11 protein-coding genes are annotated in these 20,803 nt (G+C 36.9%); 8 read left to right on the top strand and 3 right to left on the bottom strand.

Translation table 11 applies throughout. The annotated features are described in order from the left end of the window. Positions 1-203: 203 nt before the first annotated feature. The 3 genes from DL897_RS02705 (at position 204) to DL897_RS02695 (ending at position 2,733) form a co-directional block, all read left to right on the top strand. Positions 204-656 carry a DUF6376 family protein gene (locus DL897_RS02705; RefSeq protein WP_113657573.1) on the top strand — a complete coding sequence of 151 codons (453 nt, stop codon included), beginning with the start codon at positions 204-206 and terminating at the stop codon, positions 654-656. Positions 657-755: 99 nt separating this feature from the next. After that, complete coding sequence (locus DL897_RS02700) at positions 756-1,484, top strand: endonuclease V (protein ID WP_206186472.1); 729 nt, start codon at positions 756-758, stop codon at positions 1,482-1,484. Between the two features lie 175 nt (positions 1,485-1,659). Further along, positions 1,660-2,733 carry a DnaJ domain-containing protein gene (locus tag DL897_RS02695; RefSeq protein ID WP_168188613.1) on the top strand — a complete coding sequence of 358 codons (1,074 nt, stop codon included), beginning with the start codon at positions 1,660-1,662 and terminating at the stop codon, positions 2,731-2,733. Positions 2,734-2,838: 105 nt separating this feature from the next. Here DL897_RS02695 and DL897_RS02690 read toward each other — a convergent pair whose 3' ends face one another. Further along, positions 2,839-3,828 (bottom strand): NAD(P)H-quinone oxidoreductase, encoded by a 990-nt coding sequence (locus tag DL897_RS02690; RefSeq protein ID WP_113657571.1) that lies wholly within the window; start codon positions 3,826-3,828, stop codon positions 2,839-2,841. A gap of 472 nt (positions 3,829-4,300) precedes the next feature. Between DL897_RS02690 and DL897_RS02685 the strand changes: the two genes are divergently transcribed. The 4 genes from DL897_RS02685 (at position 4,301) to DL897_RS02670 (ending at position 9,589) form a co-directional block, all read left to right on the top strand. Continuing rightward, the gene (locus DL897_RS02685; RefSeq protein WP_113657570.1) at positions 4,301-5,191 is read left to right on the top strand and encodes a DMT family transporter; all 891 of its coding nucleotides are present in this window, start codon (positions 4,301-4,303) and stop codon (positions 5,189-5,191) included. A 180-nt stretch (positions 5,192-5,371) separates the two neighbouring features. Next, positions 5,372-6,364 (top strand): RNA-binding domain-containing protein, encoded by a 993-nt coding sequence (locus tag DL897_RS02680; RefSeq protein WP_168188612.1) that lies wholly within the window; start codon positions 5,372-5,374, stop codon positions 6,362-6,364. 54 nt (positions 6,365-6,418) lie between these two features. Next, a complete protein-coding gene (locus DL897_RS02675; protein WP_113657568.1) occupies positions 6,419-7,294 on the top strand; it encodes a PhzF family phenazine biosynthesis protein in 876 nt (291 codons plus the stop codon). Between the two features lie 456 nt (positions 7,295-7,750). Continuing rightward, complete coding sequence (locus DL897_RS02670) at positions 7,751-9,589, top strand: glycosyl hydrolase family 18 protein (RefSeq protein ID WP_113657567.1); 1,839 nt, start codon at positions 7,751-7,753, stop codon at positions 9,587-9,589. A gap of 103 nt (positions 9,590-9,692) precedes the next feature. On the opposite strand, the gene DL897_RS02665 is transcribed toward DL897_RS02670, so the two are convergent. Both DL897_RS02665 and DL897_RS02660 read right to left on the bottom strand, forming a co-directional pair. Then, positions 9,693-17,489, bottom strand: a complete 7,797-nt coding sequence (locus DL897_RS02665; RefSeq protein ID WP_113657566.1) for a type I polyketide synthase — start codon at positions 17,487-17,489, stop codon at positions 9,693-9,695. A 304-nt stretch (positions 17,490-17,793) separates the two neighbouring features. Beyond that, entirely contained in the window at positions 17,794-18,141 is a 348-nt protein-coding gene (locus DL897_RS02660) for a hypothetical protein (protein WP_145962183.1), read from the bottom strand. Between the two features lie 541 nt (positions 18,142-18,682). Between DL897_RS02660 and DL897_RS02655 the strand changes: the two genes are divergently transcribed. Further along, on the top strand, positions 18,683-20,764 hold the full coding sequence (locus DL897_RS02655; RefSeq protein WP_113657564.1) for a thioredoxin domain-containing protein: 2,082 nt from the start codon (positions 18,683-18,685) through the stop codon (positions 20,762-20,764). The last annotated feature ends 39 nt before the right edge of the window (positions 20,765-20,803 follow it).

Genomic DNA, 20,803 nt, shown 5'->3' with positions numbered 1-20,803 from the left:
TATTGATTTTATTAGCCTATTTCTATATTACTAAACTTTTGAATAAGCTGCATAAAGAATAAAAATCGAAGATAGTTTTAGCTAAACTTTAGCTTAAACTATATCGATTATTCTTTACATTGTTTATAATCACTTATATCATGAATAAGTAAGATCAAAATGATAGAGTGAATGGCTGGTTAACAAGACGAGGAGGATTTATATTGGTTAAAAAGTGGCTACTTTCTTTACTCACTGTTTTCACATTGGTTGTGACCGGAGGATGTTCTCTGACGGGTGAAGTTAGTGTTTCAGTGGAATATGTTTCAAAGACAGCCGATTATATTAAAAAAGTACAAGATTTCTATAATGAAGTTCCAGGGATGGTTGAAAAAGCAGTTACTGACTCAAAAGTAAGAAAAGACTTAGAAACAAAGTTAAACGATCTAAAAACGGAGATTCAAAACTTTGAAAAATTAACACCACCTGATTTTGCTAAAGACATCCACCAAACGATTCAAGATCACAACCAAAAGCTTCAGACAGCGATCGATGGATATTTAGGTTTAGTGAAGGATGGTAAACTTGATCCGCAGGAATTTAAAAATTCTGAGCTATATCAAACGATGAACTCGATTATTAATCTACTTGATCAGGTTCAAAACCTTGGTAAATAATAAATGATAAAGAACAGCTTAACGATCAAAGTTAGGCTGTTTTTTTATCATATAAAAATAAAAAGAAGAAGGAGGAGAACAGGAGAAAAAAGATGTATTTTGTCTTTTGAAAATCTAAGACTCCTGTTGAACATTTTTATGCATGTGAACTATATTCATTCTTTTGATTTAAAGAAAAGCCAAATGAAAGAGATTCAATTTCAGCTAGCAAAAAATATTCAAATTATACCCTATACTTCGATGCCAAAGACTGTTTGTGGAGTTGATTTGGCTTATTTTGATAACCAAGCAGTTGCTGTAATTGTTGTTATGGATTTTGCTACTAGACAAACTATTGAAACAGTCTATCATGTTGATCACATTTCCTATGATTATGTTCCGGGGCTTCTTGCATTTCGAGAGATTCCTATATTTTTGAAAGCGTGGGAGAAAATGCAATCAAACCCGGATATCGTATTTTTTGATGGTAATGGTATTTTACACCCAAATCGTGTAGGAATTGCTACACATGCTTCTTTTTTTATTGATAAACCGACGATTGGTATAGCAAAAACTCATTTTATAGGTAGTTATCAGGAATTAAATAAAGCAAAGGGAAGTTATGAAAATATCTATGATGGTGACGAAGTGATAGGTGCTGTCTTACGAACTCAGACGAATGTTAAACCAGTGTTTGTATCGGTAGGTAATCGTGTTACATTGCAAAATGCCCTTGACTTTACGATGCATTTTATAGGTAAAGAAAGTAGAATTCCCGAAATTATTCGTCAAGCAGATCTATGGACTCGCAAATTACGTCAAGCGATATTACAAGATAAGTCGGTATAGTTAACCCTTTGGATAATTGGATTTTTAATTCGCAATTTTTTCATTTGCTCTTTGGCTCTATTTCTAGTATATTTTGTCTTATCCTTGAATAAAGATGATTAGAATGGTAATATAAATAAAAATAATATGAATAGTTATAAAAGATTAATAAATGGACTTAAAGGTTGATAGGTATATGGATAATTATTATAAAATCTTAGAGGTTGACCAAGATGCATCCAGCAAAGAGATTAATGAAGCTATTCTCAACAAATTGCGACTTTGGAATCATCGTATTAATGCGCCAACGCGAGAGCGGCGACAAGAAGCAGAACGAATGGTTGATATGCTTGAGGAGATAAAAGTTATACTTCTCGATGATGAAAAACGTAAACAATACGATGAAAAACTTAAAAAAGCTTCAAAAGTAGAAGTGATTTCTAAAGAGGAGATTGAGAAGAAAAAAAATATAGAGACCCCATCGCCAGAATCCAAACAAAGTAGTCAATCCCCGAATGAATTAGACCAAACTGAAAAGACAGTAGAAATAGAAGTGAAGGATGAAATAAGGGCTGAGATGCATGAGAAAAGACAGCCCCTGAATGAGTTTAAGACTCAAAATGAGACTTCATCCCCATTTAACCAAGTCTTAGAAGAAAAACCAACTGAATCAGAACAATTAAACGAAAAAAAGAAAGGGAAAAAAGGAAGGGTTTTAGCTTGGTCTTCTCTTTTTATTCTTATTGCTTCGATTGGTATCTATTTTGGAATACAAGGATGGAATAAACCTGCTCCTTCTACACCACTAACACTGAATCAACCTGTGATTATAGATGATAAATTTATGGTTACCTTAACCGGATTAAAGAAACAAGGTTCAAATACTGTGATGACCCTTTCAATGAGGCCAACATCTGAGCAGAAAGTGAATTATGAGAATACCATTAAAAATAAAGAACATCTCCAAAATCGTCCATTATTAAAGATATCGTTTTATCTAGAAGATGAATCAGGAAATCGTCTGATTCAAGAAGAAGTAAATACTTCTCAAGCAAGGCGTCTAACCAAGGAGCTATCAGATGACATGGAAGAAACGTATGAGTGGACGTTTGCAGGGCTTCCTGAAGGACGTAACATGCTTATGGTTAATAGTATTACGGGCTTAGAAGTGAGACAACAAACTCAAGATAGTCAAACAGGGCAACAAATCATATCCGCTGAAGAGAAAAGCTACCATTATAAGTTGCGCTTTGAATTACCTACATCCTAAGATTAAGCTAATAAAATGTAGTTGTTTTATTCAAATGAAATTAGAGAAGGTCTTTTAGACAATCTTTCATTGCCTAAAAGGCCTTTAATGATAGAAGAATGAATTTTAGTTGATGAGTTGTAACAGGATTTTCCCCATATTTTTGTTTTCTTCCATATATTGATGAGCATTTTTGACCTGTTCAAAAGGAAAAACACGATCAATTATAGGATTTAGTTGTCCATTGTCAAAGCGAGGAAGTGCGTAAGTCATAAAATCTTTTATGAGCTCGACCTTATAATCCCTAGAACGAGCGCGTAAGGTAGTTCCTGTAATTTGTAACCGTTTCATTAAAATTTTTTGAAGAGAAGTGTTTTGAAGTTTGGCTCCACCCAAAGCACTGATTAATACAAGTCTTCCATCTATTTGGAGAGCATCTAGGTTTTGTTCCCAGTAGGAAGCGCCGATAAAATCTAAAATAATATGAACTCCTTTTTCTTGGGTATAGGCCATGACTTCAGATAAAAAGGGACCTTTTTTATAGTTAATGGCATAATCAGCACCAAGTTGTAAACAAAAAGCTCTCTTGGCTTCTGATCCTACTGTAACAATGGAACGCCCTCCCATGGACTTTACAAGTTGGATCGCTGCAGTCCCAACGCCACTTGCTCCTGCATGAATAAGCACGGTTTCATGTGGACAGATATGAGCAATCCAAAACAATGCTTGATATGCAGTGAGAAATACTTCAGCAATGGCAGCAGCTTGTTCAAGTGACAATGAATCTGGAATAGGCATGACTAAATCACCAGCTGTTACCACATATTCCGCATAACCACCACCTGCTAGTAAGCCAAATACTCGATCACCTGGTTTCCATTGGTTTTGGTAATTTTCTCCTACTTCTTCAATTACTCCAGCGAATTCAAGTCCCAAAACAGGGCTTGCTCCAGGAGGTGGAGGATAAATGCCTTTTCTTTGTGCAATATCTGCCCGATTTAAGGCTGTATAGTGTACTTTAATCAAAAGTTCATCTGAAGTTGGCTTGGGTTTTGGATATTCAACGATTTTCAATTGTTCTACCCCACCAGGTTGTTTTACAAGAACGGCTTTCATGAAGATTTCCCCTTTCTTTTTTTCATATTATCATGAGAAGTAGGTATTTCCTAATTCTAGGATGGAGTAGATCCAATAAGTACAAACTTTTATTACTGTTCAGCATGTTACATCATTCGATTGAAAATCCAGATTATACCTAGAGGAAAATCACGAAACGTTTTTGTGTAGGATCGCCTTTGGCACCAATTCTTTAGCAGGTGTAAGTGGGGAAGCGATGAACGGCTGATTAAAAAGGCAACCTCATTGTTCATAGAAGTTTATTAATTTGCTATAATATATGGAATTAATTATTGAATTAGATGATAGGGGGGGAAATCGATGCGAATGTATTTCGATCTATTTGAGAATGACCAACCAACTGTTTATTCCTAACCTAAAGACGGGGATGAACAGTTCTTAAAGTTTATTCAACCTCGTCTTTAGGGATTAAATGTTTTATTTATCCCAATGAAAGACGGAGGTATGAATGATGAAACCAAGTGTAACTGGTGCAATTTGTTTATCGCTGGCTGCTAGTATATGGGGTAGTATGTATGTGGTAAGTAAGTATGTTTTGGATTTTGTTCCACCGATAACTCTCGTTTGCTTTCGCTATATGATTGCGTTTGCAATACTGTATACGCTTTTAAAAAGGGAGCAATGGAAAAATAAAAAACATGAAAAAATCCAGTTAAAAGATTGGCTACTTTTGGGCTGGATCGGGTTTATTGGCTATTTTATTTCGATTGCTCTTCAATTTATGGGTACGAAATGGTCGGATGCCCATACTGGAGCTTTAATTACATCAGCTACGCCTGCATTTATGGTCTTGTTTGCTTGGATTATATTAAAGGAAGCCTTAACTGCTCGTAAAATTCTATCTCTTGTACTTGCTACCATCGGTGTTATTTTTATTGTTGGCTACAATCCATATTTAGGTACCTATTTTTGGGGAAGTATCATTTTAGTAGGAGCGGCTATTACGTGGGCATTGCTTTCTGTATATGTCAAAGTCGCATCTCTACGTTTTTCTACACTAGTGATTACTACGTATGCCATTGGGTTTGCGGTTATTTTTACGATCCCTTGGATGGTTTGGGAATTAAAAACGCATCCACTAGTACTAGAATCTTCTTCTGTCATTTTAGGGATTCTTTATCTAGGGATTGTCGCTACTGCAGGAGCATTTTTTCTATGGAATAAAGGATTGGAGCTGATGGATGCAAGTATTGGATCACTCTTTTTCTTCTTTCAACCAGTAGTAGGGGCTTTTTTGGGCTGGTTCGTACTTCATGAAGAGTTAAACTCTAATTTTTTTATGGGTGGTTTTTTTATATTGATGGGTGTGCTAGTAGTAACTATACAACCTAGACGTAAATAGAAGATAGATAAAATATACCGTTCTGTATTTACAGGGAAACGGTATATTTTATTATTGTTATATCAATGAAAATTAAGGTTACGAAATGGGAGTTTAGGGAATTGACACACCACATGGTTGATATTTAGTGAAAAATGAGTTCACTAACCTTGATGAAACCAATGATAGGGGTGTATTTCCTTGTCTTCGGATGCAACTAAAGAGAGTGAATTGTTAAGCCAAAGGGGAAAAGAGCTTTTAGACAAAGAAGAAGGTACTGATGTGGATTTTAAACGGCAACGTGGAGGATTAAAGTCGGAGGATATTGTTGCGTTCGCCAATTCACCCAATGGTGGAGTCATTCTGCTTGGAGTTGACGAGACAGAAGATGAAAACGGAAAACAGAAAGGAAAGGTTGTAGGGTGTAAAATTAGTGATGGAGAAAAGCTTGCGATAATAAGTAAAGCGATGTCCTGTCGACCACCTGTAGATATTGAAATATTTATAGAAACTACCGAGGAAGGCTTATCATTTTATAGAATCGAAATTCCCAGTGGTCAGTATAAACCCTATTGTACTGAAAAAGGATTATATATGATTCGTGGAGATGGACGAAATTTACCCCTAACCCCTGATAAACTTTTAGATCTTTATCTAGATGTACAAGGTAGCAAATTTTTTGAACGCTTTCGACAAGCAACAGCTGATCTAGAAAAGCAGATTAAACAAAGCCATAAAGAGTTAAAAGTGGTAAACAAAGGTCTATATCAGATGAAAGAAAAAATAAGTAGCGATTTAAGCGATTTATTAGTGGTGTTGGAATCAAAAGTAGAAGAAACGACGAATCGTATTCAACATGAGTTTGTCGAAAAACTATCCGATGATACAATAGCCTTCTCTATGAAAACTTTTAAGGAAATTCAGGCGATAAGTAAACAATTAAAGCAAATTGAAGCAAAAGTAGCAGGAAATGCTGCGATTGTCAATTCGCTATTTGCTCATTTTAATGTGGAATATCCGCGGATAGCACAGAATAGAACGACAGTAAAAGAGCTAGCGATGAATCTCTATCTGATCTATCAAGACAGAGAAATAGTAATGGAAACACTTAAAAAGATTTTCCCCTATGGATTAGAGATGATTGAAATATGGGTAAATGAAGTGCTTGATCCATTAGAGTCTTCAAGTGCCTAGGCCTGCAAAGCGGGCTTTTTTTGTTTATCAAAGATGAAAGCTGGAGGGATTGGTATGAAAAAAAGTAAACTGTACATCGTGGATGTATTTGCGGAGGAAAAATATACAGGAAATCAACTTGCTGTTTTTACCCATGCTAATTCTTTTTCTGATCAAAAGATGCAACAACTAGCTAGAGAGATGAATTATTCAGAAACGACTTTCATTTGTTCAGATCAGAAAGAAGCTGATGGTGGGTATACGGTTCGTATTTTTACTCCTGAAGCTGAGTTACCCTTTGCAGGTCATCCTACACTAGGTACTGCTTATGTCATTCAGCGGGAGCTATTATCCCAGATGGAGAATAAGATTTTTTTAAACTTACAAGTAGGGCAGATTCCTATTATCATTGCCGATGAGTTTTTGTGGATGAAACAGAATGAACCCTTATTTGGGCAAATTTTTGAGCGATCAGAAATTGCACCAGTTTTAAATCTCGATGAAGATGAAATCGATGAGCGCTTTCCAATCCAAGATGTTTCTACGGGTCTTCCTTTTATCATTGTACCTATAAAGTCATTGTCTTCAGTTAAAAAAGCGAAAGTGGATCAGGAATTATTGAATCGTTTAACCCAATATACAAGAGGAAAAAGTATCCTTATCTTTTGTCCAGAAACCTATCATTCTGGCCATGATCTAAATGTTCGGGTTTTCGTAGATTGTTATGGCATTCCTGAAGATCCAGCTACAGGGAGCGCAAATGGTTGTTTAGCAGGTTATCTCGTCAAGTATCGCTATTTTGATAAAGATGATATTGATTTGCGTGTGGAACAAGGATATGAAATTCAGAGACCCTCATTAGTGTATTTAAATGCTAAATATATGGATAAGAAAATTGACATTTCCATTGGAGGTAAAGTTGTCTTAGTAGTTAAAGGAGAGCTCGTTTAAGAGGGACTCCCCCTCTTAATCAGCCGCTCATTGTTTTTTCATTCACTCCTGCTAAAGGTTTGACGCAAAAGTCGATCCTATCCAAAAACAATTCACTCTAGTCTCTTGAAGACTATTTTTTATAAAATCACAAAATCAAGTGAATACAAAATGGAATAAATTTATATTTATTCATTAGTATGTTTAAATCAAACGTCCTATCTATAATTCCTTGATAAAAAATGATAGTAATTTAGGATAAAAGAATTAATAGGTCATACTATTAATTTTGTATAAAGTTATTTTATATATTAATTATTTATTCGGTATTAAATGGAATACACATAATAATCCAAATAAAACATATTGAATTAATAGTATTTATCATTTAAAATAAACATTATAATGAATGTTTTGAAGGGGGGCACAAAAAACATTCGTCTTTAGTTAAATCTACTAGAATATGGAGGGATTATTTTGCGGAAAAAAAGATTAAATTTGGTAAAACAAATCGCGATGTTTACTGTCGTATTTTCATTGATCGCGATGGCATTTCCATTCATGTCACTTCAAGTTTATGCAGAGGCTAGTGGAAAGCCAGCGACTGTAAATTTGAGTCATAATAATTATAGTAATCAAAATAATTTTAAATTAGAATGGAACATATGGTGGGGAAATAATGGAACGTCATGGAAATTATTTGAAAATAACAAAGAAATCCATTCCGCAACATTGCAAGACAATTCCCCACAAGCACAGTCGGCTTCCTTTGAGATAAAAAATAAAGCAGCTGGTACTTACACATATAAAGCTGAAGTAAGTAACGCCCATGGTACAACCACTAGCAACACGATTACTGTAACGGTTGGTTCGGATGGTGGTGGAAGCGATACCATTGCCCCAAGTGCACCGACCAATCTTTCTTCACCTGCACAAACAGCAAACACTGTTTCCCTATCTTGGACTGCTTCCACCGATAATGTTGGTGTAACTGGATATGATGTTTATAGAGGTACAACTAAAGTAGGAACTTCTACATCAACTAGCTATACTGACCAAGGTTTGACTGCAAATACTAGCTATACTTATACAGTTAAGGCCAAAGATGCAGCCGGAAATGTATCCGCTTCCAGCAATGCAATCACTGTTCAAACTAAAGCTGAAGATGATGGAGGAACAACGCCTCCTCTAGGTAAGAAAATTGTAGCATATTATACAGCTTGGTCTACTTATGGACGTAACTATCAAGTAGCAGATATTGATGGTTCGAAAATAACCCATCTGAACTATGCCTTTGCAAATGTGCAAAATGGTGAGATCGTTGTAGGAGATACTTATGCTGATCTAGATAAAGCGTTTCCAGGAGATTGCTGGGAAGCTGGTTGTAAGCGTGGAAACTTTAATCAATTACAAAAACTGAAGCAAAAGTACCCTCATTTGAAAACGCTTATTTCTGTAGGTGGTTGGACTTGGTCAGGGAATTTCTCTGATGCAGCAATGACGGAAGCTTCAAGAACTAAGTTTGCAAATAGTGCCTTAAAGTTTGTAAGAGAGTATGGTTTTGATGGAGTCGATATTGACTGGGAGTATCCAGTAGGTGGAGGGCTAACTCCAGGGAAACCGGAAGATAAACAAAACTTTACATTACTCATGAAAAAGTTACGTGAAACATTAGATGCTGCTGGAAAAGAAGATGGTAAGAAATATTTACTAACGATTGCTTCTGGAGCCGGGCCTAGCTATTTACAAAATACGGAATTAGGTAAAGTCGAAGATTATCTTGACTGGATTAACATTATGACATATGACTTCCATGGTGGTTGGGATAAAGTGAGTGGACATAATGCACCGCTCTATGTTGATGCAAAAGATCCTTTTGAACAAAAAGATAAATTTAATGTTGCAGCAGGGGTACAAGGTCATATTGATGCAGGAGTTCCAGCAGAAAAGATTGTATTAGGAGTTCCATTCTATGGTCGTGGTTGGACAGGCTGTGGTAAAGATAATCATGGTGAGTATCAAGCATGTGCCGGGATACCTAAAGGAACCTGGGAAGATGGTAATTTTGACTTTATAGACTTAGAAAATAACTATATTAATAAAAATGGTTATACCCGTTATTGGAATGATGTAACTAAAACACCATTCTTATTCAACCCAAGTAATGGAACATTTATTTCTTATGATGATGCAGAATCAATGGGTCATAAGATGCAATTTATTAAATCAAAAGGCTTAGGCGGAGCGATGTTCTGGGAGCTAAGTGGTGATCGAAATAAAACCTTATTAAATAAATTATATTCCGAATTAAAATAGTATTATAATGAAAGTGTAGGGCTGTGAACCTCTTGATGAGGCGAGCAGCTCTATTTTTATATATCAAAGGGCTTAGGTTGCTCCTAAGCCCTTTGATATAACTTTAACTGTGTACCTGATTTGTGACATTCATGAATGCTTGATCAAATACATCGGGTAGCGACGAAGAGTGTGGCTTTCCGTTTTCATCTCTCTTGATCCAGACGATATCTTGCTCTCCAAAAGCTAACTTCTGTTTTTGACCATCCGAAGCTAGCTTGTAATATTCAAAGAATAGCTTCACTCCATATTCATATCGTTTGGCAAGAGACATCTCCACTTCAATAGTGTCAAAAGGCATGGCTTCGCGAAGATGTTGAATATGTGTGTTAAGCGCAATCCATTCACCTTGTTCACCAGTGCCTTGAAATAACTCTGGAGCAAGTTGGTAGAAAAATTGATCACGAACTTTTCCTTGCCAGATCGTATAATTGGAAAAATAGATGTTACCAACTAAATTGGATTCTTCTAATGAAGTTATAAAGGTATTTTTTTGTAGTATTAGGCGATTGAGTGGTCCGGTTTTGACTGAAAATAACTCTTTTCCTAACAGCTCTGTAGATAATATCTTGTTTTGATTGAGGAGCTTCTCTCTACTACTCATCACTACTAGTTTTTCTTCTAAAAACTGCTTGAAATAGGCGGGAAATGGACTTACTTTTACTAAACCGTGTCCGATGATTTCTACCCAAGTTAAACCTTGGCGGCTAGTGGCAATAAGCTCTAAAGTATGATTATCCTTTACTTTATACCAGTAGTATACAATTTCTATATAGCTATCTTTTTGAATTTGCTCGATTTGCAAATGTACTTCGATGATATCGTGAGATGCTGCTTCACCCGTTATTTCTGTCTGAACAAAGTTGGTAACCATTCCCCATTTTCCTGTAGCAAACTGTTCAGCTACGCTCTCTAGAATGTTGGTTAATGATAGCTCTCTAACTTTCCCCATCCAAGCTGAATAACTTGAGAGATTCACATGTCTACTTAGTGTTGGTGTGTCTTTAAAAGTTAAGGGGAAGCGATAGACAAATCCATGTTCAGCATCGAATCTACCATATAGCAGATCTTCAGATGATTCGAGAGAGTGAGAAGAGGCCACGATAGCTAGCATTCTTGGAAGTGGTTTCGATAGCTGAATAGGGAATGTAATAACTAAATATGATATTTTTTGGCTTATCACTTCAAATAAGACAGCTTGACCGATAACTTCTCTCAATATTATTTCCTCTATTTGTTTCCCACTAGCTTTTTTTGCAGCTTCTAGACAAGACCAGATTCGGCTTCCTGCTTCGACTACAGAATCTCCGGATTCTCTCAATGATTGGAGTAAGGGTTGGTACTTTGATGTTAATAAGTTGATCCAATCTTCTTCACTACGATGATTTTCAATAGGAAGGATATCGCAACCTTGTTTATTACTACCTATTGTACAAATGGTGATCTCATCATCATGCGAGAAAGAGACTTGAAGGTCAGAAATTTGCTTACCATGCTTTAATATGGATGGTTTCCCTGTTTCATCCCATGCTAATGAATAGTCTTCATGAGTCGTATTTGCTTTGGTTAGTGCTCGTTGGAATAATGGAAGCACGCGTGCATGGCGTTGTTCTTTCTTCTGTTGATGGATCTGAGAAAAGTGAGCCACTGTGATAACAGGAGGAGCCAACTGAAACTGATCAGAGTATGTCTGCAATGCTTGGGTTAACATTCGTTCATCCACAGAAGCGGAAGAAAATAGCTCCTCAGCAGTTGGAAGCTCCGGCTTGTTTTCCATAATACGAACTTTAAAATCAGTTAAACTTTGAATAACACGGTTTTCTTCGTCCAATATTTCAATGGTATAGGTATAGTAAAAGCCATTTCGTTCTTTGAGACGAGTTACACCTTTCCAAGATCCAGATAAATAAGGATATAGCCCAAATTTTTCAAACGAAGCGATTTCGACAGGTAAGCATTCATCCTGCGGCGTGATAACACGAGCTGATTGCATAATGGCATCATGATAATATGGATCACCTAGTAAATATTCATCGATGGAATGACTATGTGCCGCAAATAGGCAACTACCTGTATGTTCGATTGGATCGTGTGAAACCTTGTATACCTGTTCCAAACGGTGATAGGAAGGTCCTTGGAACATCAATGGTTTATAAAAGTCATCTTTTGGCGTAAAAGCTAAAGGTTGTTCAGGGAAAACGATGCTTTTCTCGTGAACATCGGTTTCTGATGGAAATACATATGTTGCTGAAAAATGAACTTGAGAAAAGCCAGTTTGTTCTGTCCGTATTTCCGCCACTACCCGTTTATCCTCTAACACTTCTGCGCGAATCTCTAGTCTTCGTCCTTTCTGAGGATCGACAACAATTGGTAGTTTGAATTGAATGTCCTCCACACGAACACGACTAAAATCTTGTATGCCTGTGACATAAGAAACTGCTTGAGCCATAGCTTCAAGACCAAATACAGCTGGAAACAAATATGATCCATTAAATTGATGCTCTTCCACATAAGGATCTTTATCCAAACTTAAGTGAACACGAGTTATCAGTTCAACTTCAGGATAATCGTAGATAATATCCTCAACAAATCGGAACTCCTTTTCCCGTTTTACAGGACGTGGATGCCAAGTATCAACACGATCTAATTTAGCCGCAATCACTACTTGCTTTGCTTGAGGATCATGATGGAATATATGAACAAACCGTTTCACACCTTCATCAAGAGGTATAGCATAGATTCCTTTTTTCTCTAAAAAGCGAATGCTATCAGAGCGGGTTCCCATACCTACTTCATCCCATACACTATAAGCAATCGAGCATACTTGGGTCTCTGGATGTGCCTTTTCAAATCGTTGTAAAAAGAGCTGTAATACTTCATTAGAAAATCCATAAGAAGTATTTCCTGACATTCCGGTAATACCTGTCAAGGAAGTAAAGCCTATCCATAATTTAGGTGGTTGATTTTTTAATACTTCACCAAGATGCATAGCTCCAAATACTTTGGGACCAATTTCCTCTAGGAAGGATTGGAGTGAAGTCTGTTCAGCTCGTCTTGAACGAACAAGGCCTGCTCCATGAATCACGCCAGTAATTTGACCTAGATCTGTTTGAACCGAATTAACCAATTCTTCGACATGGCTGCGATTGGTTATATCACATTGGTAATATTGGCAAGTTATTCCTGCCTGATAAAAGCGCTCCATTGTCTGCTGAATCTCTAAACTATCCTCTATACGAGAGCTTCCAACCAAAGCCATTTTCGTATTCGCTGATTTGGCTACAGCTAGAGCACATTCAGCCGTAATTCCTTTAGCTCCACCTGTAACTAAAATGACGTCTTCTTCTGACCATTCAATCGAACGCCGTGGATATTGACTCGGTTGCTGTACGACTGCCTGTGGAACACGTCTCACTTTATATTGATCATATCCGACAGAGATAAAAGAATCTTCAGCGGAGATTTCCGCTAACACGTTTGTTACAATCTCTTCAGCCTGTAACTTTGGACTTAGATCAATAACACGAATTTTGGCATGTGGACGTTCCATATGAAGACTTGCTGCAAAAGCGTGTGCTCCACAAGAGGATAACTGGAATGAATCGCTGTCATTTCCAAAGGTACCACCCGCATACTGAATATAGGTGATAGAAGCTTGATAGCCATGATCTTTTACGGGTTCAATGACACTTTGTAGACGTTCTACCATATTCGTTATGTCATCGCTGAGATCCGATTTGGGTAAGATCACTATTATATGGCTAAATGCTTCTTTTTTCAGATGCTGTTTTTCTTTTAACATAGCAAATGTCGTGGTATGACTTGAGATTTGAAGCTGATTCAACTCCCCTTCCAACATTTGGACGAGGGAATCCTCTGTATTTTCTGCTACGATTAAGAAATAAGATGAATTAGGAAAAGATATATTTTCTGTATGAATACTTTGATCTTCTATATAATTGACCGCAAAATTCCGTACCCAAGTTTGAGTAGGGCTCTTTGTGAGTTTTGAATGCAAGGGCTTGGGTTTTTTGGGTACAGCAGTGGTCCATTCGGTTAGACTTTTCTCAATGTCGCCTAAAGTGGCATTGGCAAATAAGCTTGGATCAATGTTTTTTTCTAATTCATATTCCTTTGCTACTTGACTTACTAGCTCTGCTGATTTGATCGAATCTAAGTTTAGATCATCTAACAAGCGTAAATTCATACTAATTGATTCACGAGGAAAGCCGGTTAATTGGATTGTCTTACTTATTAACGATTCTGCAACTGTTTGTTGACGATCGGTTTGTGGAACTAAGCTTTCAAAGTACAGTTGTACATCATGTAAAGTAGCATTTGCAAATTGGCTAGGATCAATTTGATCAGTTATGTTTAGCTCTTTGGCAACACTTGCAACAAATTCGGTCGATTTAATCGAATCTAAATTTAAATCATCTAACAATCGCAAATCCATATGAATCGAGTTACGTGGATAGCCTGTAATTTTCTCGACGTGCTGGATAAGTACATGTGAGATATCATGATGGATTTTCTTAGGCTCTAGTGTTGCTTGATCTGGAAGCAATGCTTCAATCTCATGGATGATATCTTTCAATGTAGCATTCGTAAATCCGCTTGGATCGAGTTGATCAGCCACTTGAAAGGACTGTGCCAGCGAAGAGACTAGTTCTGCTGACTTAATCGAATCTAAGTTTAAATCATCCAACAATCGATGAGTAAGCTGAATGGAGTCGGTAGGAAATCCAGTTAGTTCAGCTGCTAATCGAATAACGGTTTGCTCCAATGTCCCAATAGATTGATCAATTGATCGCGAAGATGGTTCTATCTGATTTTCTGGTATAATAGATTGTTTGACAACAGGGACAGATGGTACAGAAGTCGTATTTTTTAAATCGGCTCGAATCACATCAAGTATAAATTCGCCTCTTTGTTTCAGATAATTTGCGACTAATTCAGCAGGTAGATCGGATGCCTGTGGAAGAAGGCTAGTTAAATCAGTAAAATGGTCAACTTTATTTGAATCAGTCATGGATATAGGATTTTCACATGGGTTAACAATAAAATTTTTCTCTCTTGCAGGAACAAATGGACGAACTAAGCGATTTTCGTATAGTACATCCCAATGGATCTGTCCACCATATATAAAATAAGTAGCTAGGAATAGATGTAAATCACGACTGGATCCTGGTTTTGATTCGATTGGAAAACAAGGTAGTTCTCCTTCAGAATGACTATTAACTAACCCAGTTAAGACACGACCTGGTCCCACTTCTACTAACAAATCACATTGTTTTTGGATAGTGGAAGTAAGGGAAATAAAATCAACCTGTTGAGTGACTTGATTTGCGAGATATTCCTTTAAATCTGAAAAATTTTGGACAACTTTTCCGTCAATTCCTGAAATGAAAGGAACAGTTAAGTTGATTGTTTCCATTGGAAGGGGTGCCTGCTGTCGTAAAATATCCGAAGCTTTCTTTACCAGTTCCGAATGGAAAGCATTGGATACAGGTAAGTTGATCGCTTGAATTTGACGATTCTTTGCTAACTTAACGGCTTCAGAGATTGCTTCTTTCTCACCTGAAATAACTGTTTGCTTAGGGCTATTTAAATTCGCTATCACAGCATAGCCGGAAATATTCGCTAAGATATTTTCGGCTTCTTCTTGGTTACACGAAAGGCTAGCCATGGATCCAGCCTCATCGCTTGAAGAAGACATAATCTGTCCTCGGAGTGCTGCTAGTTTAAATAATGTTTCTTCATCATAGGCTCCCGCTGCAAAAAGAGCTGTTAATTCACCTAAGCTATGTCCTGCGGTGACTACTGGTTGAATACCTAACCGCTTTAAAAATAGAGTCCATAAAACAGATGATAAACAAATGGTAGGCTGGGCAATTTCCGTTTGACTTAATTGTTTCTCCCAATCTTTTATTTCATCTTGGTTGATTGCTTTATCAAGAGAACGAAACATAACCTGATTACCATGTGGTAATACATCCCATACTTTTTCTGCGATTTCTCTTGCCCAAGGGAATCTTTCTAACAAAGTGCGAGCCATATTCACTTTTTGTGAACCTTGACCTGGAAATAAAAAACCCACTTGATGTTTACTGACCTGATTACTAATCCAACATTGCTTTTCCATATTGACAAAGACTTCTCCTTTACTTGGGAAATCGTTCGCCAATTTTTTTGTTAAATAATGTAATTGGTCTGTTAAGCGGTCAGGATGATCCGTTATAACAGCAGCTCTTACCTTGTCCTTTGATTTGACTTGATGGGTTAGATGGTAAGCGAGGTCGGTGATCTCGGCAATACTCATCCCTGAAGCCATTTTGTAAACCTCTTCCACTTGGGTAAGTAAATCTTCTTTGGTATTTGCCGCAAACACAATTAATTCGGTATCTTGATTAGAGGCGAGTAACGCTCTTTCTTCAATTGATGACTTTAATTCTTGCTTGGGTAAATCAGCAGACTCTATCGTTACATGACAGTTAATACCTCCAAAGCCCATTGCTGAAATACCTGCACGCATGACTTGATCAGGAGCTCGAACTTCTCCTTGTAAGATCGGATAGATATCTTTTGCTTGGGTATAAAAAATCTCATTCGGCTCTTTACATGCAGCAGTGGGGAGTAAGATACGCTGGTTGACAGATAGTACCGCTTTAATCAGCCCACCTATTCCTGCAGCAGCTTTTGTATGTCCTACGATCGATTTAAATGAGGTTACGCCACATGAACGTAACTCTGCATCACCAAATGAATTTCTTGCTAAAGAAATGGCTTCAAGCTCTGTTCGATCACCAACAACAGTTCCAGTTCCATGTCCTTCGATAAAATCAAGTTCGTGTGGAGAATAGTCCACCATCTCATATGCCCGACGTAAAGCAAGTGCTTGTCCCTCGGTTTTAGGTGCTGTGATTCCACCTTTTCCATCAGAGGAAATACCCCATCCTCGGATTACGGCATATACATAATCTCCATCCCTTTTGGCATCTTCCAAACGTTTGAGGATGACAAAGCCACAACCTTCACCGGGAATAAAACCACTTGAATTTCGATCATAGACATTCATATCTTTGTTAGTTAGAGCCCCAGCTTTAGCAAAACCAATGATCTCCATAGGATCTAAACTAATATCTACTCCTCCTGCCAAAGCTAGATCAAGCTCTCCTTTGGCTAATTTGTCTGCAGCTGTGGCTACAGCAATCAGAGAAGAGGAGCAAGCACCATCTACTACATATCCTCCACCATGTAGATCATAAAAATTACAAATTCGCCCTGCGACTGTATTGGATAAACTACCTGCTAAAGTATCTTCTGTAACAGGTGGGAAAACAGATTTATATATTCCTTCCATATATTTTTCTAGTTTAGAGAGCGTTTCACTGGATAGACCTTGGGCAATTCCAGCAGCACGTAAAGTTTTGCGAACATATGGCCAACGTAGTCTCATCGTATTTGAACGCATAAATTCACCTGTTAATGTATTTCCTAATATGACTCCTGTTTTATCTTTGGGAATGTTTTCTCGAGAGTAGCCCGCGTCTATAATGGCTTGTGTAGCAACCTCTAAAGCTAACCAATGAACAATATCTGAAGATTCATATGTACTTTTTGGAATCCTTCTTTTAACCCAATCAAATTCAAATCCATCAATTACAGCTGCATGTCGACCATATGTTTTATCTGGTGTATCTGGATTATTATGATAATATTCTGCTAGTGGTAAGCGTTCATTTGGCATTTCACGAAATTGTCGTCGACGAGCGAGTAGATTTTCCCATAATTCTTTAAGATCGCTGGCTCCTGGATAATGACAGCCGATTCCAACTACAGCTATGTAGTTTTGGTCCATTCACTATTCACCTCTATATAATAAAATTATTCTATTTCAATTATACTATTTATATAATAAAATTGTATCCTCTTATAAAAATAATTTATATTCGTATTTTGTAGGAAATGGGATTATTTGTTAGAAATTAAGGAGTATAGTAAATTGGCAACTTAAAATGAAGATGGGTCAATCCAATGTTTCACATTATAAATGAATGATTTTAAATAGATAGATAATTATAGAAGGAATATCGTGAAAAACCACCATAAAAAAATCTGGTGGTTTTTTTGTAGAAGAAAATAAACATAAATCCGTCGGAAAATTATTTATATGTTTCTTTGGTATAGTGAGTTATGTAAGAAATATAAATGTCTTGATATTCAGATGCCTTAATAATCTCTTCTACCAGTTTAGCACTATTAAATGAAGCAACCGAGTGTTGAAAAGCTTCTTGGTTCTCATAGTAAATATCCAATTGTAAAATGTATTTTTGGTCATCAAGATTTTTATCAGGAACAAAAGAGAATGGAACATAGTGACATAGTTCAACATGAGATACTTTATTTAGATTAAGAATATTTGGAATAATATCTGTGTGTAAGAAATCAACATACTTATTGATATCTTTTGTTTCTTCATGCTGTCGAAAGAGCATAGTAAGCTTAATCATCATTAGTTAACTCCTTCCTGTCAAAAGGTGAGTAATTAATACTAATTATTATAATATATAATTACTAATTTTGTCTCTTAAAAAGTTGATAAATTGTTGAGGTTTTTATTAGATTGATGTAAATAACGATATGGATTTAAAATAAAATTTTATAATGTCTATGCCTTAAATAATATTATATGAGTAATATTATCAATTAAACTAAAATTATATAAATTTATATCATTTTCAGTTCTCCTCTTATAAGCTAAATGATAACATAATTGTTGAAAGATCAAAATCATCCGGGATGAATGTATTGATAAAAACTGTTAAAACGAAGGTCTAAAGTTAAAGGTCAATGGGGCTCTAAATGTATATGTTTTTTCGTTTTTTAGACAAATGGTTTTCCCATATCATATGAGGTTTGAGCTAACAGAATTGAAAGATTAAGCCGTAAATGACCTATTCTTATTACGTAGGTTTTTTCTGGTTGATAGGGTATACTAAACCTGATTTGTCAATAACAAAAATCTCCAAAAAAAACAGGAGGTGATGCCCCATGTCAACGAATAATAAGCCTAATCGATTAGCCAAAGAGAAGTCACCCTATTTGCTTCAACATCAATATAATCCAGTTGACTGGTTTCCCTGGTCAGAGGAAGCTTTTGAAAAAGCAAAGCAGGAAGATAAACCTATTTTTCTATCAATCGGCTATAGTACTTGCCATTGGTGTCATGTCATGGAAAGAGAGAGCTTTGAAGACCCAGAAGTAGCCGATCTTTTAAATAAACATTTTGTTTCCATTAAGGTTGATCGGGAAGAGAGACCGGATATTGATCAGCTTTATATGATGGTTTGTCAGATGATGACAGGACATGGGGGTTGGCCACTAACTATCATTATGTCGCCAGAACAAAAACCGTTTTTTGCAGGAACATATTTTCCTAAGCGGGCTATGTACGGGCGCTTGGGTTTAATGGAATTGTTACCTAAAATTGCAGATTTATGGAGAACAGAGCGGGATCAAGCGAATCGCATGAGCGATAAAGTGGTGGAACAGATTCAAACTTACCTAGATCCAGCAGATCAAGAGACGGACTTTGATAAAGGGATTTTGGATCATGCTTTTGAGCTATTTGCTCGACAGTTTGATGATTTACATGGTGGATTTGGTGATGAACCTAAGTTTCCTCGCCCACATGATCTGCTCTTTTTATTGCGTTATTGGAAACAAGAGCAAGAAGAGGAAGCGTTGCATATGGTAACAGAAACGTTGGATGCGATGTATCGTGGCGGGATTTATGATCATCTTGGGTATGGATTTGCTCGATACTCCGTGGATCGTGAATGGTTAGTCCCTCACTTCGAAAAGATGCTATATGATAATGCGCTCCTGTCCATTGCATATTTAGAAGCATTCCAAGCGACAGGTGAGAAGAAGTATGCTGATGTGGCGAAGGAAATCTTCACTTATGTTTTACGTGATATGACTTCACCAGAAGGTGGATTTTATTCTGCTGAAGATGCTGATTCAGAGGGAGAAGAAGGAAAGTTCTATGTCTGGACACCTGAGCAGATTAAGGAAGTCCTAGGGGAGAGAGAAGGAGAATTATTTTGTACTTGTTATGATGTAACTCCAGAAGGGAATTTTGAACATCATACCAGTATTCTCAATCAGATTAAGTTTCAAGCAAGTGAAGTTGCGCAGCAGGAAGGTATTTCTGTAGAGGAGTTACAAGAACTGCTTACACAAGCAAAGCAAAAATTATTTACAGTACGAAAAAAACGCGTTCATCCCCATAAAGATGATAAGATCCTGACAAGCTGGAATGGGCTAATGATTGCTGCTCTCGCACGTGGGGCACGTGTGTTAAATGAGGTAAGTTATGCAGAAGCTGCTGAAAGAGCTTATCGCTTTATCGTCAAGTATTTAAAAAGAGAAGATGGAAGGTTGTTGGTGAGCTTTCGAGATGGAGAGGCCAAATACCTTGCTTATCTTGATGACTATGCTTTTTTGACTTGGGGGTTAATGGAGCTGTATGAAGCTACATTCCAAACGGAATTTTTAGAGCAATCGATTCAACTGACCAAGGAAATGCTGAAACTATTTGGTGATCCAGACGCAGGTGGCTTTTTCTTCAGTGGCCAAGATGGAGAATCATTGATTTCACGCTCGAAAGAATTGTATGATGGAGCACTTCCATCAGGAAATTCCGTAGCAGCTTATAATCTTATCCGTCTAGGTAAACTAACTTCAGATGAAAAGCTAATTAAAGAAGCAGATAAACAGATGAAAGTTTTTGCCCAAACAGTAAAAAGCTCTCCCATATCCTATTCTTTCTTCTTGATTGCGATGCAGTTTGCGTTAGGACCGACTAAGGAGATTGTGATTGCTGGATCACCAACAAGTGTAGAAACGAAGTCTATGATCAAAGAAGTCCATAAAAGATATTTACCCGAAGCAGTTTTAGCTCTTTATCCGAAGGAATTGGGTGCTAATACGATGAAATTATGGTTGCCATTGGTAGATGGGAAAGAAACCCAAATTGCAGATCGGCCTGTTGTTTATCTGTGTGAGAACTATACGTGTAAAGCACCGATTACAGAGTTAACAGAGCTTCGTCAGCAGCTGGATCAATAATGAACGATATGCACCTTCATTTCAAAATCAGAAGGTGCA

Source organism: Thermoflavimicrobium daqui (assembly GCF_003313465.1).
Classification (GTDB): Bacteria; Bacillota; Bacilli; order Thermoactinomycetales; family Thermoactinomycetaceae; genus Thermoflavimicrobium; species Thermoflavimicrobium daqui.
Note: the sequence above shows the minus strand (reverse complement) of the source record. Positions and strands in the feature narration are given on the sequence as shown.

What these genes read in the sequence shown, in the direction of transcription:
- DL897_RS02695 (WP_168188613.1), top strand. Translation starts at nt 1,660, where the DNA reads ATGGATAATTATTATAAAATCTTAGAGGTTGACCAAGATGCATCCAGC.
- DL897_RS02675 (WP_113657568.1), top strand. Translation starts at nt 6,419, where the DNA reads ATGAAAAAAAGTAAACTGTACATCGTGGATGTATTTGCGGAGGAAAAA.
- DL897_RS02690 (WP_113657571.1), bottom strand. Translation starts at nt 3,828, where the DNA reads ATGAAAGCCGTTCTTGTAAAACAACCTGGTGGGGTAGAACAATTGAAA.
- DL897_RS02660 (WP_145962183.1), bottom strand. Translation starts at nt 18,141, where the DNA reads ATGATTAAGCTTACTATGCTCTTTCGACAGCATGAAGAAACAAAAGAT.
- DL897_RS02655 (WP_113657564.1), top strand. Translation starts at nt 18,683, where the DNA reads ATGTCAACGAATAATAAGCCTAATCGATTAGCCAAAGAGAAGTCACCC.
- DL897_RS02665 (WP_113657566.1), bottom strand. Translation starts at nt 17,489, where the DNA reads ATGGACCAAAACTACATAGCTGTAGTTGGAATCGGCTGTCATTATCCA.
- DL897_RS02685 (WP_113657570.1), top strand. Translation starts at nt 4,301, where the DNA reads ATGAAACCAAGTGTAACTGGTGCAATTTGTTTATCGCTGGCTGCTAGT.